This is a genomic window from Taibaiella soli, assembly GCF_003236175.1.
In the GTDB taxonomy this organism is placed as follows: domain Bacteria; phylum Bacteroidota; class Bacteroidia; order Chitinophagales; family Chitinophagaceae; genus QKTW01.
In genome coordinates this window covers 64,585-83,109 of the sequence record NZ_QKTW01000006.1, presented here as the reverse complement: position 1 = coordinate 83,109, position 18,525 = coordinate 64,585, and the positions used below count along the sequence as shown (strand labels likewise).

General features: G+C 43.0%; 16 protein-coding genes and 1 riboswitch. Of the genes, 13 read left to right on the top strand and 3 right to left on the bottom strand.

The features are described 5' to 3' along the window. Positions 1-131: 131 nt before the first annotated feature. The 9 genes from DN068_RS03915 (at position 132) to DN068_RS03875 (ending at position 11,065) form a co-directional block, all read left to right on the top strand. Positions 132-1,208 carry an iron-containing alcohol dehydrogenase family protein gene (locus tag DN068_RS03915; RefSeq protein WP_110997587.1) on the top strand — a complete coding sequence of 359 codons (1,077 nt, stop codon included), beginning with the start codon at positions 132-134 and terminating at the stop codon, positions 1,206-1,208. Positions 1,209-1,532: 324 nt separating this feature from the next. Beyond that, entirely contained in the window at positions 1,533-2,297 is a 765-nt protein-coding gene (locus DN068_RS03910; RefSeq protein ID WP_110997586.1) for a polysaccharide deacetylase family protein, read from the top strand. Then, positions 2,290-2,925 carry an outer membrane lipoprotein carrier protein LolA gene (locus DN068_RS03905; protein WP_110997585.1) on the top strand — a complete coding sequence of 212 codons (636 nt, stop codon included), beginning with the start codon at positions 2,290-2,292 and terminating at the stop codon, positions 2,923-2,925. The genes DN068_RS03910 and DN068_RS03905 overlap by 8 nt, the downstream gene beginning before the upstream one ends. Continuing rightward, the gene (locus tag DN068_RS03900) at positions 2,900-3,559 is read left to right on the top strand and encodes a hypothetical protein (RefSeq protein ID WP_110997584.1); all 660 of its coding nucleotides are present in this window, start codon (positions 2,900-2,902) and stop codon (positions 3,557-3,559) included. Before DN068_RS03905 ends, DN068_RS03900 begins: the two co-directional genes overlap by 26 nt. Beyond that, positions 3,552-3,920 (top strand): 3-hydroxyacyl-ACP dehydratase, encoded by a 369-nt coding sequence (locus DN068_RS03895; protein WP_207798847.1) that lies wholly within the window; start codon positions 3,552-3,554, stop codon positions 3,918-3,920. The genes DN068_RS03900 and DN068_RS03895 overlap by 8 nt, the downstream gene beginning before the upstream one ends. A gap of 48 nt (positions 3,921-3,968) precedes the next feature. Then, positions 3,969-5,270 (top strand): hemolysin family protein, encoded by a 1,302-nt coding sequence (locus DN068_RS03890; protein ID WP_110997582.1) that lies wholly within the window; start codon positions 3,969-3,971, stop codon positions 5,268-5,270. Between the two features lie 494 nt (positions 5,271-5,764). After that, positions 5,765-5,976, top strand: a riboswitch (cobalamin riboswitch). Between the two features lie 141 nt (positions 5,977-6,117). Beyond that, on the top strand, positions 6,118-7,947 hold the full coding sequence (locus tag DN068_RS03885) for a T9SS type A sorting domain-containing protein (RefSeq protein ID WP_110997581.1): 1,830 nt from the start codon (positions 6,118-6,120) through the stop codon (positions 7,945-7,947). A gap of 323 nt (positions 7,948-8,270) precedes the next feature. Then, positions 8,271-9,677: a dihydrolipoyl dehydrogenase gene (gene lpdA, locus DN068_RS03880; RefSeq protein ID WP_110997580.1), complete on the top strand. Its 1,407-nt coding sequence runs from the start codon at positions 8,271-8,273 to the stop codon at positions 9,675-9,677. A gap of 107 nt (positions 9,678-9,784) precedes the next feature. Further along, entirely contained in the window at positions 9,785-11,065 is a 1,281-nt protein-coding gene (locus DN068_RS03875; RefSeq protein ID WP_110997579.1) for an acetyl-CoA C-acetyltransferase, read from the top strand. A gap of 248 nt (positions 11,066-11,313) precedes the next feature. On the opposite strand, the gene DN068_RS03870 is transcribed toward DN068_RS03875, so the two are convergent. The 3 genes from DN068_RS03870 to DN068_RS03855 form a co-directional block, all read right to left on the bottom strand. Next, the gene (locus DN068_RS03870) at positions 11,314-13,200 is read right to left on the bottom strand and encodes a T9SS type A sorting domain-containing protein (protein WP_123985228.1); all 1,887 of its coding nucleotides are present in this window, start codon (positions 13,198-13,200) and stop codon (positions 11,314-11,316) included. A 922-nt stretch (positions 13,201-14,122) separates the two neighbouring features. Then, positions 14,123-14,707 carry a 50S ribosomal protein L25 gene (locus DN068_RS03865; RefSeq protein ID WP_110997577.1) on the bottom strand — a complete coding sequence of 195 codons (585 nt, stop codon included), beginning with the start codon at positions 14,705-14,707 and terminating at the stop codon, positions 14,123-14,125. Between the two features lie 199 nt (positions 14,708-14,906). Next, complete coding sequence (locus tag DN068_RS03855; protein ID WP_110997575.1) at positions 14,907-15,854, bottom strand: ribose-phosphate pyrophosphokinase; 948 nt, start codon at positions 15,852-15,854, stop codon at positions 14,907-14,909. A 170-nt stretch (positions 15,855-16,024) separates the two neighbouring features. On the opposite strand from DN068_RS03855, the gene DN068_RS03850 reads away from it, so the two are divergent. The 4 genes from DN068_RS03850 to DN068_RS03835 all read left to right on the top strand — a co-directional run bounded on the left by DN068_RS03850 (position 16,025) and on the right by DN068_RS03835 (position 18,510). Continuing rightward, positions 16,025-16,534: a GbsR/MarR family transcriptional regulator gene (locus DN068_RS03850; protein WP_110997574.1), complete on the top strand. Its 510-nt coding sequence runs from the start codon at positions 16,025-16,027 to the stop codon at positions 16,532-16,534. Positions 16,535-16,686: 152 nt separating this feature from the next. Further along, positions 16,687-17,073: a hypothetical protein gene (locus tag DN068_RS03845; RefSeq protein WP_110997573.1), complete on the top strand. Its 387-nt coding sequence runs from the start codon at positions 16,687-16,689 to the stop codon at positions 17,071-17,073. Positions 17,074-17,553: 480 nt separating this feature from the next. Beyond that, positions 17,554-18,096: a hypothetical protein gene (locus DN068_RS03840; RefSeq protein WP_110997572.1), complete on the top strand. Its 543-nt coding sequence runs from the start codon at positions 17,554-17,556 to the stop codon at positions 18,094-18,096. A 9-nt stretch (positions 18,097-18,105) separates the two neighbouring features. Next, the gene (locus DN068_RS03835) at positions 18,106-18,510 is read left to right on the top strand and encodes a hypothetical protein (RefSeq protein ID WP_110997571.1); all 405 of its coding nucleotides are present in this window, start codon (positions 18,106-18,108) and stop codon (positions 18,508-18,510) included. Positions 18,511-18,525 lie beyond the last annotated feature (15 nt).

Below are 18,525 nucleotides of genomic sequence, written 5' to 3'. Positions count from 1 at the left end.
ATCGTAAACGGAGACAAAGGGGCGAAATACTTGGTAATTGGAAGCGAAGGGCATTGACCATTCACGATTCACCATTGACCATTGACCATTGACGCTTTCAGCTTTAATAGACTTTTAATAGACTTTAGTATATGAAATTCAGAAATTTTAAAATGGTGGATTATGTGGTGTATGGACGCGGTTGTTTTGACCAACTCGACGAAATTATAGCACCGCACCGCAAAGAAGGCGCACCGATGGTCTTCCTGCTGGACCAGTATTTTGAAAACGATGCTGCATTTAAAGCACGTATTCCACTGAAAGGAAATGATCAGCTGCTGATTGCAGACGTAACGTACGAACCAAAAACATCTCAGGTTGATGCGATCGCAACGCAACTGAAAGAACAATTCGGTACAGTATCTGGAATCATCGGTATTGGCGGTGGCTCTGTAATGGACCTTGCTGCAGCTGTTTCCCTGATGATTACGAATCCTGGTAAAGCGGAGGATTACCAGGGATGGGATCTGGTGAAAAATCCAGGTGTTTATAAAGTAGGTATCCCTACAATTTCCGGTACCGGTGCTGAAGTTTCCCGTACATGTGTGCTTTCCGGTCCGGAAAGAAAACTTGGCATGAACTCTGATTTCACTCCGTTCGACCAAATCGTGCTGGATCCGGAATTGATTAAATCTGTTCCGAAAAACCAACGTTTTTATACAGGTATGGATTGTTATATCCATTGTATCGAATCGCTGCAAGGCACGTATCTCAATGCATTCAGCCAATCATACGGCGAAAAAGCACTGGAACTTTGTCAGAAAGTATTTCTTAATAAAAAAGAATGGGATGCAGAAAGTGATGAAGATCTGATGATGGCATCTTACGCCGGTGGCATGAGCATTGCTTATTCTCAAGTAGGCGTGGCGCATGCGGTGAGCTACGGTTTGGCGCACGTGCTCGGTGTGAAACATGGCATTGGCAACTGTATCGTATTTAATCATCTCGAAGAGTTTTATCCGGAAGGCGTGAAGGAATTCCACCAAATGGTAAAACAGGCTGATATCGATATTCCGCAGGGCATCACTAAAGGTCTGACTGAAGAGCAGTTTAACACAATGATTGATGTATCACTCAATATGGCGCCGCTTTGGGAAAACGCACTCGGCAAAAACTGGCGCGAACAAATGACCAGAGAACGTCTGCGTAAATTATACGAAAGACTTTAGCCTTCGTTAATAGGGTAAATGGTTAATTGGTTAAACCAGGTGTTTTGCTTTATGCTTCGCCGCCGCTCAGCATGACAAAAGCGAGCAAAACAGGAGCTGTTATAAAATGTATGAACGCCTGTAGTTGAGTCAAATGGTTAAAGAGTTAATTGGTTAAATCTGTTGTTGCAGCTCGCAAAAACGCAACGACCAATTAACTCTCTGGCTATTTATCCAATTACCTTTGATGAGCTGTTGTAAATGCGTGTCACCCTGCGCGTAGTCGAAGGGTTTTTATGCAACGACTAATTAACCCTTTAACCAATTAACTTTTAACCAACTCCTTTGACTTTCCGCAATACAAGTACCATCTTTATTCTATTACTCATTGCACTAGACGCAGGCTACTTTTTTGCCGGCTTTTCCTGGGGCTGGATTGTTGCATTATTGGTGGTGTATGTGCATTTGCTCGTGTTGGGTTCCATTTATATCCGTTGGAATTTTTATTTCAAATCTTACCATTCGGGAAAAGACAAAAAGCAGATCGCGCTGACTTTCGACGATGGTCCTGCGGCAAATACAGCGGCTATTCTTGATATACTCAAAGCACAGAACGTGCCCGCGGCTTTTTTCTCCATTGGTAAAAATGCGGCAGCAAATCCTGAATTAGTAAAGCGCTGGCAAACCGAAGGCCATGTGATTGGCAATCATAGCTACAATCACGGGTTTAATTTCGATTGGCAATCTGCGAAAACCATGCAGGCCGAAATAGTGCAAACCAACAATACCATCGCATCCGTTATCGGAAAGAAGCCGAAGCTTTTCCGTCCTCCGTACGGTGTTACTAATCCTAATTTGGCCAAGGCCGTTCACCGCAGCGGCATGCATTCCATTGGTTGGAGTCTCCGTTCTTTTGATACCAAAGCCAAAGATGCAGATCTGTTACTGAAAAAGATTTTAAGCCAGCTGAAAGGTGGCGATATCATTCTTCTGCATGATTCAATGGACGTGACAAGACAAATTTTAACGCCGCTCATCACCGAAGCGCGTAAAAAGGGATTTATCTTTGCCCGCGTAGACAAAATGCTCGATCTCGAAGCTTATGAATAAAATAATTGCGCTCCTTTGCTGTTGTTTTGCCGTGTTCCAACTTTCGGCGCAGCCAAAGGGCTATTCTTCCGTAAAAAATGTAAACACTTTTCAGCAATCGCTGGCACAGGCCAATAGTGCAAAGCAAACCATACAAAGTGATTTTACGCAGGTAAAACACCTGTCTTTGCTGGCAGATAAAATAAAATCGAAAGGGAAATTTTACTTCAAAAAAGAAGATAAAGTCCGGATTGAGTATACTGATCCTTACTATTACTTGCTGGTAATGAATGGTGGACAGATTATGGTGAAAGATGAGCAGAAAAGCAGTAAGGTGAACACGCGTAACAGCAAAACCATGCAGTCCGTCAACCGGATTATGATCGATTGTATGCGCGGCACGGTTTTTCAGAATCCTGATTTTAAAGTATCGGCGTATGAAAACGCAAATGGCTATCTGCTGTCGCTTGTGCCGTCAAATGATGCGATGAAGAAAATGTTCAAGCAGATTGATGTGTACATGGACAAGAAAAATTTTGACGTGAGCCGCCTTACAATGACCGAAACCGGCGGTGATTATACCGATATGGACTTTACCAACACCCAGCATAATGTGGCATTGAATGAAACGCTTTTTAAAATCAAATAAGATTGTTTCGCTGCTTGCGGTCCTGCTATCGTTGGTATCCTGCGGCAATCCGTACCGGAAACTGGAGCAGACAAACCAGAAAGTTCCTTCGATAACGGAGTACAAACCTGTTTTTGAAAAGGAACTCTACCGCTGTACGGTGAATGGTAAAGTGCTGTTCAAAAAATTTCATCTCAGTGGTGTACTCTTTTTTAAAGCGATGCCAGAACATGCAACCCGCGTGGTTTTTCAAAACGAAATGGGCTTTGCTTTTTTCGACTTTGAATGGAATGCGCAGGATTCATTTACAGTAAAGCAGATTATTCCGCAACTCAACAAACCTGCAGTGGTAAAAACATTACGCAAAGACATGGAGCTGTTGTTGATGCGTCATTTGAATGCTGCTACAGAAGCTACATTTGCGGCAGACAATGAATTATACCACCGCTTTACACTTGATAAAGGATTTGCCTATTATGTTATAGATTCGCAGAAGCTTGTGCGCATTGAAAATGCAGGCAAAAGCAAAGTGATTACGATGGCGATCGGACAGAAACCTTCGCTCAAAGCAATGCCGGAATCCGTCTTTATCAAACATCATAAAGCGCATTTTACCATAGAGCTTAAAAAAATAGAACAACATGCTGATGAATGATTTTTATACCGTTCATGATCTGAAACAGGAAGAAAATACTGTAACGGGTAAGATTCTGTTTAATCAGCAGCATGAAATTTTCAAAGGACATTTTCCGGGTCAGCCGGTAGTGCCGGGCGTGTGCACTATGCAAATCGTAAAAGAAATAGTGGCGCAGCAAACTGGTACCACATTGACTATTCGCAATACCGGACAAGTAAAATTTTTGCAGTTGATACTGCCGGAAGTAGCGCCGGTGTTTACTATTAGCTGGAAGATAGCAGGCAACGAATTGTCAGTGGACGCCAGTTTTAAGAACGATCAGACGGCAATTTTTAAAATGACAGCACAAATGGAAGCTGCAAAGCAGCAGTTTGGCTAACTATGTTTGTAGCTTTGCAGTAATGCAGCGCTGTTAATAGAAGAACTTATGGCATTAGACATACTCATCACCTTACTCCTGGTTTTACTCAACGGCTTTTTTGTGGCGGCAGAATTCGCGATTGTCAAAGTGCGCACATCGCAGGTGGAAGTAAAACCCAATGCAGGAAAACAACTCGTTGCGGCACGCAGCATTCTCAATAATCTCGATGGTTATCTCGCAGCTACACAGTTGGGCGTAACGCTCGCTTCGCTCGGTCTTGGTTGGGTAGGCGAAGATGTCATGACCACCATCGTGCTCAATGCCATGAACGGTTTGGGTCTTTCGGTTTCAGAAATAACTGCACATAAAATCGCACTGCCTGCGGCCTTCATTATTATTACCATATTACACATTGTACTTGGTGAATTGGCGCCGAAATCGCTGGCTATCCGTAAACCGGTTGCTACCACATTTGTTGTGGCGATGCCGCTGAAAATATTTTACTTCGTTTTTCGCCCGTTTATCTGGTTGCTCAATAATCTCGCTAACGGGCTTCTTCGTTTAGTGGGCATTGCGCCGGTGCATGAACATGAAATACATTCGGAAGAAGAATTGAAGATTATCGTCACCGAAAGTCAGGAAGCAGGAGCAATTGATGAGACCGAAAAAGAGATCATTCATAACGTGTTTAATCTTGGTGAACGTAAAATTCCTTCTCTTATGACGCCGCGTCAGGAAATCGTTTGGTTGGATATCAACGATACACTGGCGTCGACTAAAGAGAAGATCATGCGGCATAAGCATCACGTATATCCGCTGTGTGAAAATGATATCGATAATGTGATTGGCTTTATTTATTCGAAAGATCTGCTTACGGATAATATCGATGAAGTGTTAAAACGTCTGCCTGATTTCAAACGTCCGGCCTCTTATATTCCGGAACAAAACCGCGCTTATCAGGTGCTGGAACGGTTTAAAGAATCAAGAATTCACCATGCGCTTGTGGTAGACGAATATGGTTCAGTAAACGGTATCGTAACAATCAACGATATTTTTGATGCGCTGGTTGGTGATATTTCCGAAACCAACGAATTTGAATACGAAGTAGTGAGACGTGATGATGGCAGTATGCTGATCGATGCGCAGATTCCGTTTGAAGAATTCTTGCAGATTCTGGGTGTTTCTATGCCGCAGGAAGAAATAAAAGGTGACTATATTACGCTCGCTGGTTTTATCCTTGATAAGCTTGGGAAAATTCCACAAACCGGCGACAAATTTGAATGGCATAGATTCGAAATTGAGGTAGTCGATATGGACAAGAGCCGGATTGACAAGGTACTCGTACAGTCAGCGAATCAAGATTCTTAAGTTTAATCAGAAGTCAAAAGTCAAAAGTCAAAAGTCAGAAGTCAAAAGTCAAAAGTCAAAAGTCAAAACGCGAGGGTATCGTTCATCGCATTTATCACCCGCGTTTGTCATGTCGACGATAGGAGACATCCCGCGAAATACGAGTCTTTTTTTATCATAGCCTTTGCTTCCTTGCTTCTTGTGCCTTTTGCGAGAAACCATGTTCATCGCATTTATCACCCGCGTTTGTCATGTCGACGATAGGAGACATCCCGCGAAATACGAGTCTTTTTTGTCATAGTCTTCGCTTCCTTGCTTCTTATGCGTCTTTGCGAGAAACTATGTTCATCGCATTTATCACCCGCGTTTGTCATGTCGACGATAGGAGACATCCCGCGAAACACGAGTCTTTTTTTATCATAGCCTTTGCTTCCTTGCTTCTTGTGCCTTTTGCGAGAAATTGAAGTGATAAGTACACCATCTCTTCCAATTGCCGGATTATCAAATTGTCGTACTATCTTCGCGCCGTATTTGGTTTGGCTATGCATTTTTTGCAGGCCGATTAAAAGGGAAGTCCGGTGAAAAACCGGCGCTATCCCCGTAGCTGTGATCCCGGTATGATACGTCATATCAGTGTTTCCGGAAATAAAAAGCCACTGTTCTGCAGAATGGGAAGGCCTTCGGAAATCGGGAAAGCCAGAAGACCTGCCAGGTATTCATATTCACTTTTGCTTTCGGAGGAAGGGCAAGGTGGGCTGAATGCTTTGTCTTGTCTTTCTGCGGAGTTGTTCTTCCTTCCTTGTTTGTGTCTATAGCAGATGTGAAATGCTAAAAAGTTTTTTAGTAAACATTTCATAAAGCAAACAAAATGATCAAAGCGAAAACGCTGCTGACGATTGCAAGCTGCTTTGCAGCTTTTGCAGCCACTGCACAGTACAATTTGCCACAAAGCAGAATCTGGGCAATGGGCAACAAAGTCGGCCTCGATTTTACCAACCCGGCAAACCCCGTGCCGATTACCACTGCATTAAATAACGGCAATGAGGCGGCGGCTTCCATCTGCGATACCAATGGTGCCTTGTTGTTTTATACCAATGGTAGTCTTGTATGGGATAAAAACGGTGCAGCTATGCCGAATGGCAGCAATCTGACGGGAACCGGTACAACTGTTACCTGGAGCACTACGCAGGGCGCCGTAATTGTACCTGATCCGGGCAACAGTGCTAAATATTATCTTTTCTCACTGACTTCTCAGCTATACGTAAACCGTATTGATATGACGCTGAATAATGGGCTTGGTGATGTGGATCTTACGTTTCCGCTGCGTGGACAAGGGTTGTCAGATACATTGCTGACCGAGAAAATGACAGTAGTGGCAGGCTGTAACAATTCTGTTTGGTTAATGGTGCATCATCAGAATTCCCGTGTGTTCCGTGCTTACCAGATTACTGCGTCAGGAATCAACACCACACCGGTTTTGTCGAATGTTGGATTATATGGCGGTGCCAACTATCTGCAGGGCGTTATCAAATTTTCTCCTGATCGTACGAAGCTGTTGAGTTGTAATTTCCGTGCTACGGCGCTGGCAAATGCAGGGGTGGAAGTATTTGACTTTAACTACCTCACAGGTATGCTTAGCAATCCGGTATCCATCAGTGATAGCTCATTTTACGGTGGTAGTTTTTCTCCGAACAGCACAAAAATTTATGCAGGTTCCAACGCGAAATCTTCAATCTACCAATGGGATCTTTCTGCTGCAAATCCTGCCGCTTCCAAAACGATTCTCGGTCCTTCCGGACAATACACTGATCTGAAGATTGGTCCTGACGGGAAAATCTATTTCGGTGCGGGTGCGGGTAGCCCGGGTTATAACTCATACCGTTTTATGGGCCGCATCAATTTCCCGGATAGTGCAGGTGTTGCATGTGGATTCAAAGACTCTGTAACTTCATTGATTTTTCCTGCTGCAAGCGGTAATTATGGCGCATTAGCGCAAGGTATGCCAAACGATATCGCAGTGCCATTTTCCGGCAATCAACATATCGTACGTCTGGATACAACGGTTTGTTCCTTCTTCCAGTCTTATACATTTACGGCGCCTGCCGGTTACAGCAGTATGACCTGGGACAACGGTGATACAACGCTTTCACGTACAGTGACCGCGCGTGGTACTTATTGGGTAATCAGTACTTCTTCATGCGATACACGGGTTGATACGTTTTTTATCCGCGGTAGCAATATGCCGGCACTGAGCATTACAGCATTGGGTGCTTCATTGTCTGCTACTACGGGGTTCAGTAGCTATCAGTGGTATCTCAACGGTACTGCCATCAATGGCGCGACTAGTGCAAATTACACCGCTACAGTAGCGGGTCTGTATAAAGTGTTTGCAGATTACGGCGGTGGTTGCAGTGATACTGCAAATTTCAATATACCAGTATCTACGGCAGTAGGCGGATTAAACAATAATCAGGCATTAGTGGTGTATCCCAATCCTGCTACGAACGTTGTGAATGTTGATTACGTGGAACCGGTGAATATTTCTTTACACAGCCTGGATGGTAAAGAAGTTTTACAGGCAAGTAATAGACATCAGTTCAATGTCAGCAATCTCGCTGCCGGCATGTATTTGCTTCAGATCACAAATGGCAAACAACAAGTGATCAGTCGTCAGATGTTTGCTGTGGGACATAAATAAAAAGTCGAAAATAGAAATTCAAAAGCTCACTGTAACCTGGTGTTGCGGTGAGCTTTTTTTTGCAAATGTTTATGTCATGTCGACAGAAGCAGATATCCCGAGAATGCGGTTTTTTGTTTTCGTGCGACCCATCCGCGGTGTCCATGATAAATTTGGAAAATGAAGGCGATAAAACACGGATGACTGTCAATTGCCAACTGTCCATTGTTCATTGAATTATCGAATTATTCTATCGGCCATACCCATTGCTACTTTGTTAATTCTTTTCTACTCTCAGAAAATATGCCTAGACTAGCGGATCTTTTTACCGTTTAAACAAGATTATGCAAACAGATTTTGATATTGTAGTGATCGGTTCAGGCCCTGGCGGTTATGTGGCAGCCATCAGAGCGGCACAGTTGGGTTATAGAACTGCTATTGTAGAAAAATACAGCGTACTGGGCGGCACCTGTACGAACGTAGGTTGCATTCCATCAAAAGCACTTCTTGACAGTTCACATCATTACCACGATATCCTGCATAAAGTAGGAAAGATGGGTATCGAAGTAGAGAGCGCGAAAGTAAATTTTACACAACTCATCGATCGCAAAGCCGGAGTGGTAAAGGCAAACACCGAAGGATTGAATTTTCTGATGAAGAAAAACAAGATTCAGGTACTGAGCGGCGTCGGTAGTTTTGCGAATAATACACAGCTAAAAATAAAAGCGGCAGATGGTACGGAGAAAACCGTAAGCAGTACATACTTTATTATTGCGACCGGCTCCAAACCGGCTACTATCTCCGGAGTAGAGATCGATAAGAAAAGAATCATCACATCAACCGAAGCACTGTCGCTCAAAGAAATGCCATCCAGTATGGTTATTATCGGTGGTGGTATCATTGGTGTGGAAATGGCTTCTGTATTCAGTCGTATCGGCGTAAAAGTTTCGATCGTGGAATATACCGATAGTCTCATCGCAACCATGGATCGTGAATTGGGTAAAGAGCTCAATAAAATTCTGAGCAAACAAGGCATTGAAATATTCGTGAGCAGTAAAGTGCAGTCGGCAAAAAACAACGGTGATAGCGCCACTGTTTCTTACAAAGATGCTGGGGGCAACGAACAACAAATCACAGCAGATTATTGTTTGGTTGCCGTAGGCAGAAAGCCTTACACAACGGGGCTTGGTATTGAAAACACAAAGGTAAAACTTGATGATCGCGGCCGTGTAGACGTTAATGATCATCTGCAAACTGCAGAGCCCAATATTTACGCACTGGGCGATGCAATTAAAGGTCCGATGTTAGCGCACAAAGCTGAAGACGAAGGTGTTTTTGTCGTAGAAACCATTAATGGCCAACATCCGCATATCAATTATGATCGTATTCCGGGCGTCGTGTATACCTGGCCGGAAGTAGCTAGCGTTGGTTTCTCTGAAGAGCAATTAAAAGAAAAAGGAATTGGCTATCGCAAAGGTAAATTCCCATTCCTTGCCAGTGGCAGGGCCCGTGCTTCCGATGACCTCGATGGTTTTGTAAAAGTACTTTCCGACGATAAATATGGAGAAATTCTTGGCGTACACATCATCGGTGCGCGAGCTGCAGATTTGATTGCACAGGCAGTGATAGCAATGGAGTTTGAAATCACTGATCTGGATATGGGCAAGATACCATACGCGCATCCTACATTCTCCGAAACGCTGAAAGATGCATTCCTGGCAGCCTCTGGAAGAGGTGCCATCAATACGTAAAACGAAAAAACATTCACAACTGATAAGAGATCTGCTTCAAAATATTTAATAGAGAAGCAGATCTTTTTGTTTTTATAGCAAATGCGTTCACCCAAAAACAAAACATCATGCTTAGTAATGGAACATCCCGGAAAGTGGCAATAGTGGGATATAACAGAATTCCTTTTGCAAAAAATAATACCAATTACGTTACTGCAAGTAATCAGGATATGATGACTGCCGCGCTAAATGGTCTTATTGATCGGTATCGTTTACAAGGACAGCTAATGGGCGAAGTAGCAGGCGGAGCGGTGATTAAACACAGCTGGAACCTTAATCTGATGCGGGAATGTGTGATGGGTACCGCGCTTGATCAGAATACGCCGGCCTGTGATCTGCAACAGGCTTGTAACACAGGCATTGAAGCCGCTATTTATATTGCTAATAAAATAGCATTGGGACAAATTGAATCTGGTATCGCAGGTGGCGTTGATTCCGCCAGTGATGTGCCTTTGATTTTAGGTGAAAAACTGCGTCGTATTTTATTGGCCGCGCGTCGTGCTAAAACTTTCGGTGAACGTTTTCGTCAGTTTGCAAAAATCCGTTTCAATGATTTGAAGCCTGTAGCGCCCGTAAACATGGAACCGCGTACGGGTTTGTCTATGGGCGGACACACGGAAATTACTGCAAAATATTATGGTATTTCCCGTGAGGCACAAGATGAATTTGCACTCAGCAGTCATCAGAAATTAGCGAAAGGCTATGATGCGGGATTCTTTGATGATATGCTCACGCCATATCTCGGACTGAAACAAGATAACGTCATGCGACGCGATACTAGTCTGGAGAAATTAGCAAAGCTAAAACCGGCTTTTGATAAGGTAAACGGTACACTCACCGCGGGTAATTCAACGCCATTGACCGATGGCGCATCCTGTGTACTGCTTGCCAGTGAAGAATGGGCGAATGCACATGGATTGCCGGTGCTTGCGTACATCACATTCGCAGAAGTAGCTGCGATAGAATATGTGCAGAACAAACAAAATCTGTTATTGTCGCCGGTATTTGCAGCGGAGCGAATGCTGCGTAAAGCGAATCTTAAATTACAGGATTTTGATCTTTATGAAATCCATGAAGCTTTTGCGGCACAGGTTTTAGCGTTGTTGAAGATTTGGGAAACACCAGAACTGATGAAGCAGTTTGGCTATAACGAAGCACTTGGTGCCATTGACAAAACAAAACTAAATATTTACGGCAGCAGTCTTGCGGCGGGTCATCCTTTCGCAGCGACCGGCGGACGCATTATCGCCAACATGGCCAAACTCTTACACCAGCGTGGTTCCGGACGAGGTTTTATTTCTGTATGTGCGGCAGGTGGGCAAGGCGCTACGTTGATTATGGAGAAATAATTTAAAAATCAAAAAAGTCAAAATCTCAAACTTTCCTGAACGGAATCGGGCAAATTACTTGATGAATTTCCGCGAGCGACCTTCAATTCTGCTACGGCTGACAAAAATGACGCGAGACGCTGAAACATCAGATGTTTTGGTCAATCGCCAATGTCAAATATTAAATAGCTCAATCAAAAAAGGCTTCCCCCCGGAAGCCTTTTGTAATAGAACCACAACCAAAACAAAATGTTTTTTGAAAAAGAGCCTTATTTGATGATTTGAATTTTGCTGTTTTGAAGCACACCATTTGCATTTGCAACGCGGCAGATGTACATACCTTCCGGCAGATTAGATACGGTGATCTGACCGTTACCGTTTACTTCTTGTGTTGCTACGTTTACACCGTTCATGTTGAAGATTGCTACCATTACGTCACCAGTTGTTGCGATGTTCAGTACGTCTTTTGCAGGGTTAGGGTAGAAGTTCACTGTCGCAGCAGCTGTTTCTTTGCCGATGTTCACTTTTACTACTTTAGAGTATTGGAAAGAACCATCGTTGTCTACTTGTTTCAGGCGGTAGTAGTTAGCACCGTTTGCAGTATTAATATCTGTGAAATCATAAGTATTGTTACCAGTTCCTTTTGCAGCGATTGTAGCTACTCTTTCAAAAGATGCACCATCAGTTGAATGTTCGATATCGAAAGTAGCAGTGTTCTTTTCATCAGCTGTAGCCCAGGTCAGTTCTGCATTTTCATTTACCGCGCGGCCATCAAAAGAAACCCATGTCAGTGCCAGCGGATTTGCTGTGAAGAACTCGTTCAACGTATAAGAACCAGTAGTGCCAAGTGCGAATGTAATGGAACGTGTAGTCGTAGAAGCGTTAGAACGGGAGTAAGTGATATTGCGGAAAATCGTTTGCCATTGTGTTGCAGTTGCAGTACCTGTGAAAGTCAGTGCGCCGGTTGCAGCATTGTAAGCCGCTGTTACACCATTTGGTAAAGTACCGGTTGACAATGTATCGCCAGCTACCAGGTTGTTGATTTTTACAGAAGCTGTGCCGATAGAACCAACGCCAGTTACCGTAATCGTTGTATCCATTGTTTGACGGGCAGTGCCGGCAGTTACATAACGTGAGTTTGGTTTAGAACCGTTTACTGCTACCGCTACATATTGAATAGAGCGGGTGAAAGTCAGTGCGATTGAAGGATCGCCAGCCATACCACCATATTCAACCACAAAGCCTAAGGAATTAGTAGAATCAAGGTCATTCCATTTGCCAGTTGCGCCGGAAGAGTAAATTTCACCAGAATTTTCACCGTTCCACACACCCGCTTTGTAGTTATTTGGTTCGCTGCTGTTCCAGTTTATAAACATGCCGTTTGCTGCAATAGGAGCTTTATTATCGTAGTTGTAAAAGTTGTTGCTGTTACCGTAGTTGGTGTTAGAAAAGTTCGTTCCTTTTTCGGGACCTGTTACCCAATACCAGTGACCTTCAGATGCAGTCTGGTTGGCATAAGTTGTAGCGCCCGTAGCCATGTTGATGTGTTTGTAATCATCAGAAGAACCTATCCAGCCATCAGCCTGGAGTTTATTAGTGATGAAATCATTTTCGCCCTGAGAAGTAATGGTGGCCAGGTAACCGTGCAGACCGTACAAACGCATAGTGTCGGCGCGATATTTTGCAGTGCCCCATGAGTTGCCGCCAGAGATGAACTGGTAGTAGTGACCGTTACCGCTGTAAGTAAGTGCAGAACCGATTGAGAATGCTACAGATTTGGAACCTGAAGTAGTGCCCGATGTCAGTGTTACGCTGCGCAGGATATTTTGATAGTTAAGAGCAGATGAAGAACCCGTGAAAGTAAGTACGCCAGTTGTGCTGTTGTAAGAACCCGTGATACCTGATCCGCTGATAGAAGTATAAGCGAGTACATCGCCTGATTGGAAACCGTTGATGCTTACCGTTGCACCTGTATAGTTGGTAGATGCATCGAGAAGAATGGTAGAATCCACTTTATATGCTGTCGTTGAAGAAGGAGTTACCTGAAGGGTGGAGGCATTACCGGTGATCGGAGCAGAAGCTGTTTGGGCATTTGCAGCAAAGGCAGCAGTAACAAGAGCAGCAGCAGCGATCAATTTTGTAAATACTTGTGTCATTTTTGGTTGGTTTTTGATTGGTTTGTTTCTTTCGTTTTGTGACACAAAGATGGGACGGGAAACCGGCGGTGATGGTTAATTGATTGCTAATGAATGTATTGTGAAGGTGTACTTAACCAGACGTTTTTAAACTGGTCGTTAATCGATATAGATTTTACTTATAAATATCGGTTGGGTTAAGCTGCGTGAAAGCCGCGCGCAGCAAGGGGTTGCTGACAAAAAGAGCGGGTAGTGAATAAGGATTGATGTAAAGAAATGAAATATGTTAACCGCGCTGTTAACCGGAGTGAATTCAAAAGCCGAAATTCAAAAGTCTAAGTATAAAACGCCGGAAAATCTCAGTGAAGCAGGATCGTTGTCTGGAAAACGAGCATTTCAGATAGTCTGATAGGGGGAAAGCGCAATAGCGAGCGTGACGAACGGAGCGTCGCAACGCGGCTTATTCCAATTGACCACCAAAAAATGGCAGGGTTAATTGTGTAAAGATGGATTTACGGAACACACCGGCCTAAGGAAACGCAGGCGTTAAAAAATGAAATGCATATAGCGTCCGCAATTATGATGGTGAACGGAGCATACAGACCAATTATAGATTAGCCAGGAAGGGGTATAAAGCAGTATAGTAAGCTTTTAGATTGCCACGTCATTCTTCCTCGCAACAGCGAAATGCCTTCGTCGTCCTGAACGAAGTGTAGGGATTAGCCGTAGTTTCCTTAACCTTGAACTTTTGGTTACTTTAGCTTCAAGGCAAAAGTGACAGAAAACACTTCTTTAAAATTGATTTAGTGGAAAATTTTTAATCCCGTTTTTGAAGTTCAATTGGTATTAATCGGGGCGAGGAGTTTGTGTCCCAGTCAGAATAGATACAAAACAGAAAAGCTGGCCATTGGCCAGCTTTTCTACAATATGCTTAAGCGGTAAATTATTTTTTACCTTTTGCGTCTTCGTTTTCTGCTTGTTTCAGCGCACGTGTCATTACAACTGAAGCGATCGGAATACGTGGAGAGTTCATGATTTCCATGTTAGGAGCAACTACGTCTTCAACACGAATGTTAGCGTTCAGTTGGAGATCAGAGATGTTCACAACGATATTTTCGCTCAGGTGTTTAGGATAAGTACGAACTTTCAAAGATTTTACTTTGATTTCGAGACGACCACCAGCTTTAACACCTTCTGGCTGACCTTCGTATTTCAAAGGCAGGGTAGCAACAACTTGTTTGTCTTCTACCAGTTCCAGGAAATCGATGTGGCTCAGTTCGTCAGTGATTACGTCAAATTGTTTGTCTTTCAGGATAGTGCGGTAAGTTTTACCTTCTACCGTGATTTCAGCAATCTGGAAATCAGGAGTGAACACCAGGCTACGGAAAACAATTGCAGGAGCACTGAAGTGAACTGTATCAGTACCACCGTAGATTACAGCTGGAACATTACCTTCAGAACGGAGTGCGCGAGTTTCTTTTTTACCCAGACCGCTTCTGCTTTTACCTTCGATTTTTACACTTTTCATTTTGTGTGTATCTTTTTTTTCTCTTCAGCGCCGATCGCATATCCGTCAAACATCCGGACGTTGAAAAGGTGATTTTTAATGAAGTTCGGCTTAATGCCGGACGGATTTTTTTGTATAAACAAGTCTTTAATTCAAATTGGCAACTTGATAATCCTGCCGGCTACATCATTCGGTCTTACCGAATTAACATGCTGATTAACTAGTTTTTACGCTGACTGTGCAAAAACAAAGAGCTGATTGATTTGTTTTCGAAAGTGTTGCGAATGGCTACTGCAAAGAGTTCGGCTGTAGGCAATACTTTAATCTTGCTGCTCTGTTGTTTCAACGGAATGGTATCACAAACCACCAGTTCTTCCAATACGGAATTTTCGATGTTTTCGTAAGCTTTACCGCTCAGCACCGGGTGTGTACAGAATGCGCGTACCGACAATGCACCTTTATCTTTCAGGATAGCAGCAGACTTACTTAAAGTACCTGCAGTATCACAAATGTCATCGATCAATACTACGTTTCTTCCTGATACATCGCCAATTACAGTCATTGCGGCTACTTCATTGGCACGTTTGCGTTGTTTGTCGCAAATAACCATATCAGCCTCAAAATACTTGGCCACTTCACGTACACGGTTTGTGCTGCCCACGTCAGGGGACGCAAAGATAAGGTTTTCTATTTTTAATTGTTCGATATAAGGGATGAAAATCGCTGAGCTATCCAGGTGATCCACCGGAATGTCAAAGAATCCCTGAATCTGTGGCGCATGCAGATCCATTGTCATTACACGGTTAGCGCCAGCTGTAGTCAGCAGGTTAGCCACCAGTTTAGAAGCAATGGAAACACGTGGTTTGTCCTTACGGTCCTGACGAGCAAAACCATAGTAAGGAATTACGGCAGTGATGTAACCTGCAGAAGCACGGCGAGCCGCGTCAATCATCATCAGCAATTCCATCAGGTTGTCTGAGGGTGCAAATGTTGACTGAACAAGAAAAACATAATCCCCGCGGATTGATTCGTTGAAAACGGGCTGAAATTCACCATCGCTGAATTTCTGGATGGAACATTTCCCGATTTTCTTGCCAAAAGCTTTGGCAATATTTTCGGCCAGGTAGTTAGAACCCGTACCGGAAAAGATTTTAACAGAAGGCTGCATACTGCTTTTTGCGAAATGAAGTGCAAATTTAGCTAAAGCCTTCGGTTATTACAGCGTTTTTTTACGGTTTATTGTCACATTGTTTGCTATGTAATCTGAATATTAATTTTTCTATCGATTTTATTTTCAGAAAATTTTGAAAGTACAGGAAATGTTTGCACCTTTACATCATGAAACTGGATCAAGCCAAACAGGAGTTTATACAAAGCTGGGGAATACTCGGATCACAGTGGGGGATTAACCGTACCATGGCTCAAATCCATGCGTTATTACTGGTTGCGCCCGATGCGCTGAGCGCGGATGACGTAATGGAACAATTGCAGATCAGTCGTGGTAATGCTAATATGAATATCCGGGAGCTGATCAGCTGGCAATTGGTCCAGAAAATATTAAAACCTGGTGAGCGCAAAGAATTTTTCGTAGCAGAAAAAGATATCTGGATGGTGGCTATGCGGATTATTGCACAACGCAAAAAACGTGAGTTCGATCCTTTGCTGGAAACAGTAACTTCTTTACAGGAAATAGAAGGTGACGGAAAAAATCAGGCAGATATCAAAGCATTTACCGAAACCATGAAAAACATTGAGCGGTTTGCAAAGAAGGGAGATAAAGCATTGAATGGATTATTGACTGCAAATGAAAACTGGTTTACCGGCACGCTGCTGTCGCTTTTTAAGTAAAAAACAACTCGAACATACAACCGGAGCAATCCGGTTTTTATTGGCAAATGCTCTTTCATTATTTTTTGAAAATACAAAATGTTCAATTGTTGTTGATTTGAGGAAACGAATAAATGGAAAGTTGTAAAGGGTCCTATTAATTCACAGGAATAATGACAAAGAAAATAGCAATGGTTTTAAAAGTTGTAGACGTACTGATACAAGCGGGTTTGATAGGGATGCTGAATATCGTTGGTTATGGTGCGGACGGTCTTTTTGTATTATTTGGGATAATGCTTTTGTGGCAGTTGGTGAGCAGTATTCTTCATTTGTTCATCAGACCGAATTGGAAGATGAAGGCAGGACGGAGATTTTGGATTGTCGCATTCGCTGTGTTATTTCTTATGGGGCTCGGTTACATAGTGCTGGCATTTATTCTTGCTCCGATACTCATCATCATATACCTCGCAATCAGCATTAGTGAATTAAAAGAGATCTGGAACCTGCAACACATTGACCACGTTCACTCAGTTGACGATATTAAACACACGATCAAGTAAGCACATTGGCTACACTTAAACATATTAATCACATTCAATAATGAAACCAGCATTGATCTTGAAGACCGCAGACATTCTGATACCGGCGATTTTGATCGTTTGTTTCAAAACCAAAGGCGTTTTCGCAGAAGTTTTTTTGAACGCTTGCTTTATTGCGCTTTTGTGGCAGTTGATCAGCAGCATTATTCACTTTTTTATCAAAGCAGATTGGAAGAGGAAAACCTTACGGAAATTCTGGATCGTTTTATTATTCGGCAGTACCGTATTCGCCGCAGTCATGTGGGTAACATTTGTTTTGGCATTTGTTAGCATACTCGTCGCACTTTTTTGCGCACCCATTTTAGTTATTCTATATCTGGCAATCACTATCGGTGAATTAAGAGAGATCGGTTCAGTTGATAGCTGAAAGTTTTCACATTAATCACATTCCGACACAGTACTCACATTACTCATTATCACATTCTCAAATTATTCATTAAAATGAAAGACGTAATTATAGAATACAAAGAACAACATTCCCTTCGCGAACGCATGTTGTTGTGGCTGTTGGGCCGCGTAGTGCCTGTTCATGCCCGTTTCTACGAAAAACGCGCACCCTGGGGATTCACCCGCGCTGATCTGCAAACCTATGCACCTGGAACGCTTGGACATGAGCTGGGTAATTTTCTCGAAGCAGAAAGCCTGGAGCCGATTGACCGTATTGAGCGACATGATGCCTTTCATATCTTATTAGGTTTCTCTACCAAACTTCATGACGAAGCAGCGATGCAATTTTTCCTGCTTGGGAATAAAAAAATTTCTCCGTTCACCTTAGGAACAGCAGCCTTTTGCATCGCTACCATGCCAGATTACTGGAAATATTTCAGTAAGCAGTATAAACGTGGTAAAACTGCCAATAGCGTTGCGCATTGGGATTTTAAAGAATTACTGCACGAAGATTTCAACGATATCAAACGATATATTTTTCATGAACAAGTTCAGGATAAAGCCCTGCTGACCAAGCTTCGCAATTTTGAACACTAATCTTCCATTATGAAATGGTTGCTTCCTTTTAAACGAATTGATTTTTGGGCGCAGGTACTAGCGGTGATTGTTCCGGCAATATTGGCTTTGATTCATGGTACGCCTGGCTTGATGACGCTTGCGCTGCTTGTTGTTTTAAAAGTGCAGATCGTTAGCTACATCGTAAATGGCCTGATCGTAAATAAGCGTTATTTGTCTGATGAACGGAAAAGCATTGGCCGCTGGTTTCTGTATATCATTATTCCCTGCGCCATCGCCGTGTTTTTCTTCATGATTATTTTCTGGATGACACTTTTCGTTGTAGTGCCGGTGTTGTTCTTTCTGGCATTCTATGTAGAGCTCTGGTATTTCGTGATCACTATTCGTGAAATTACGAACATCAAACGTCTCATCAAACGCGAGGAATTTCGTTGAGAAAGCATTCTGATT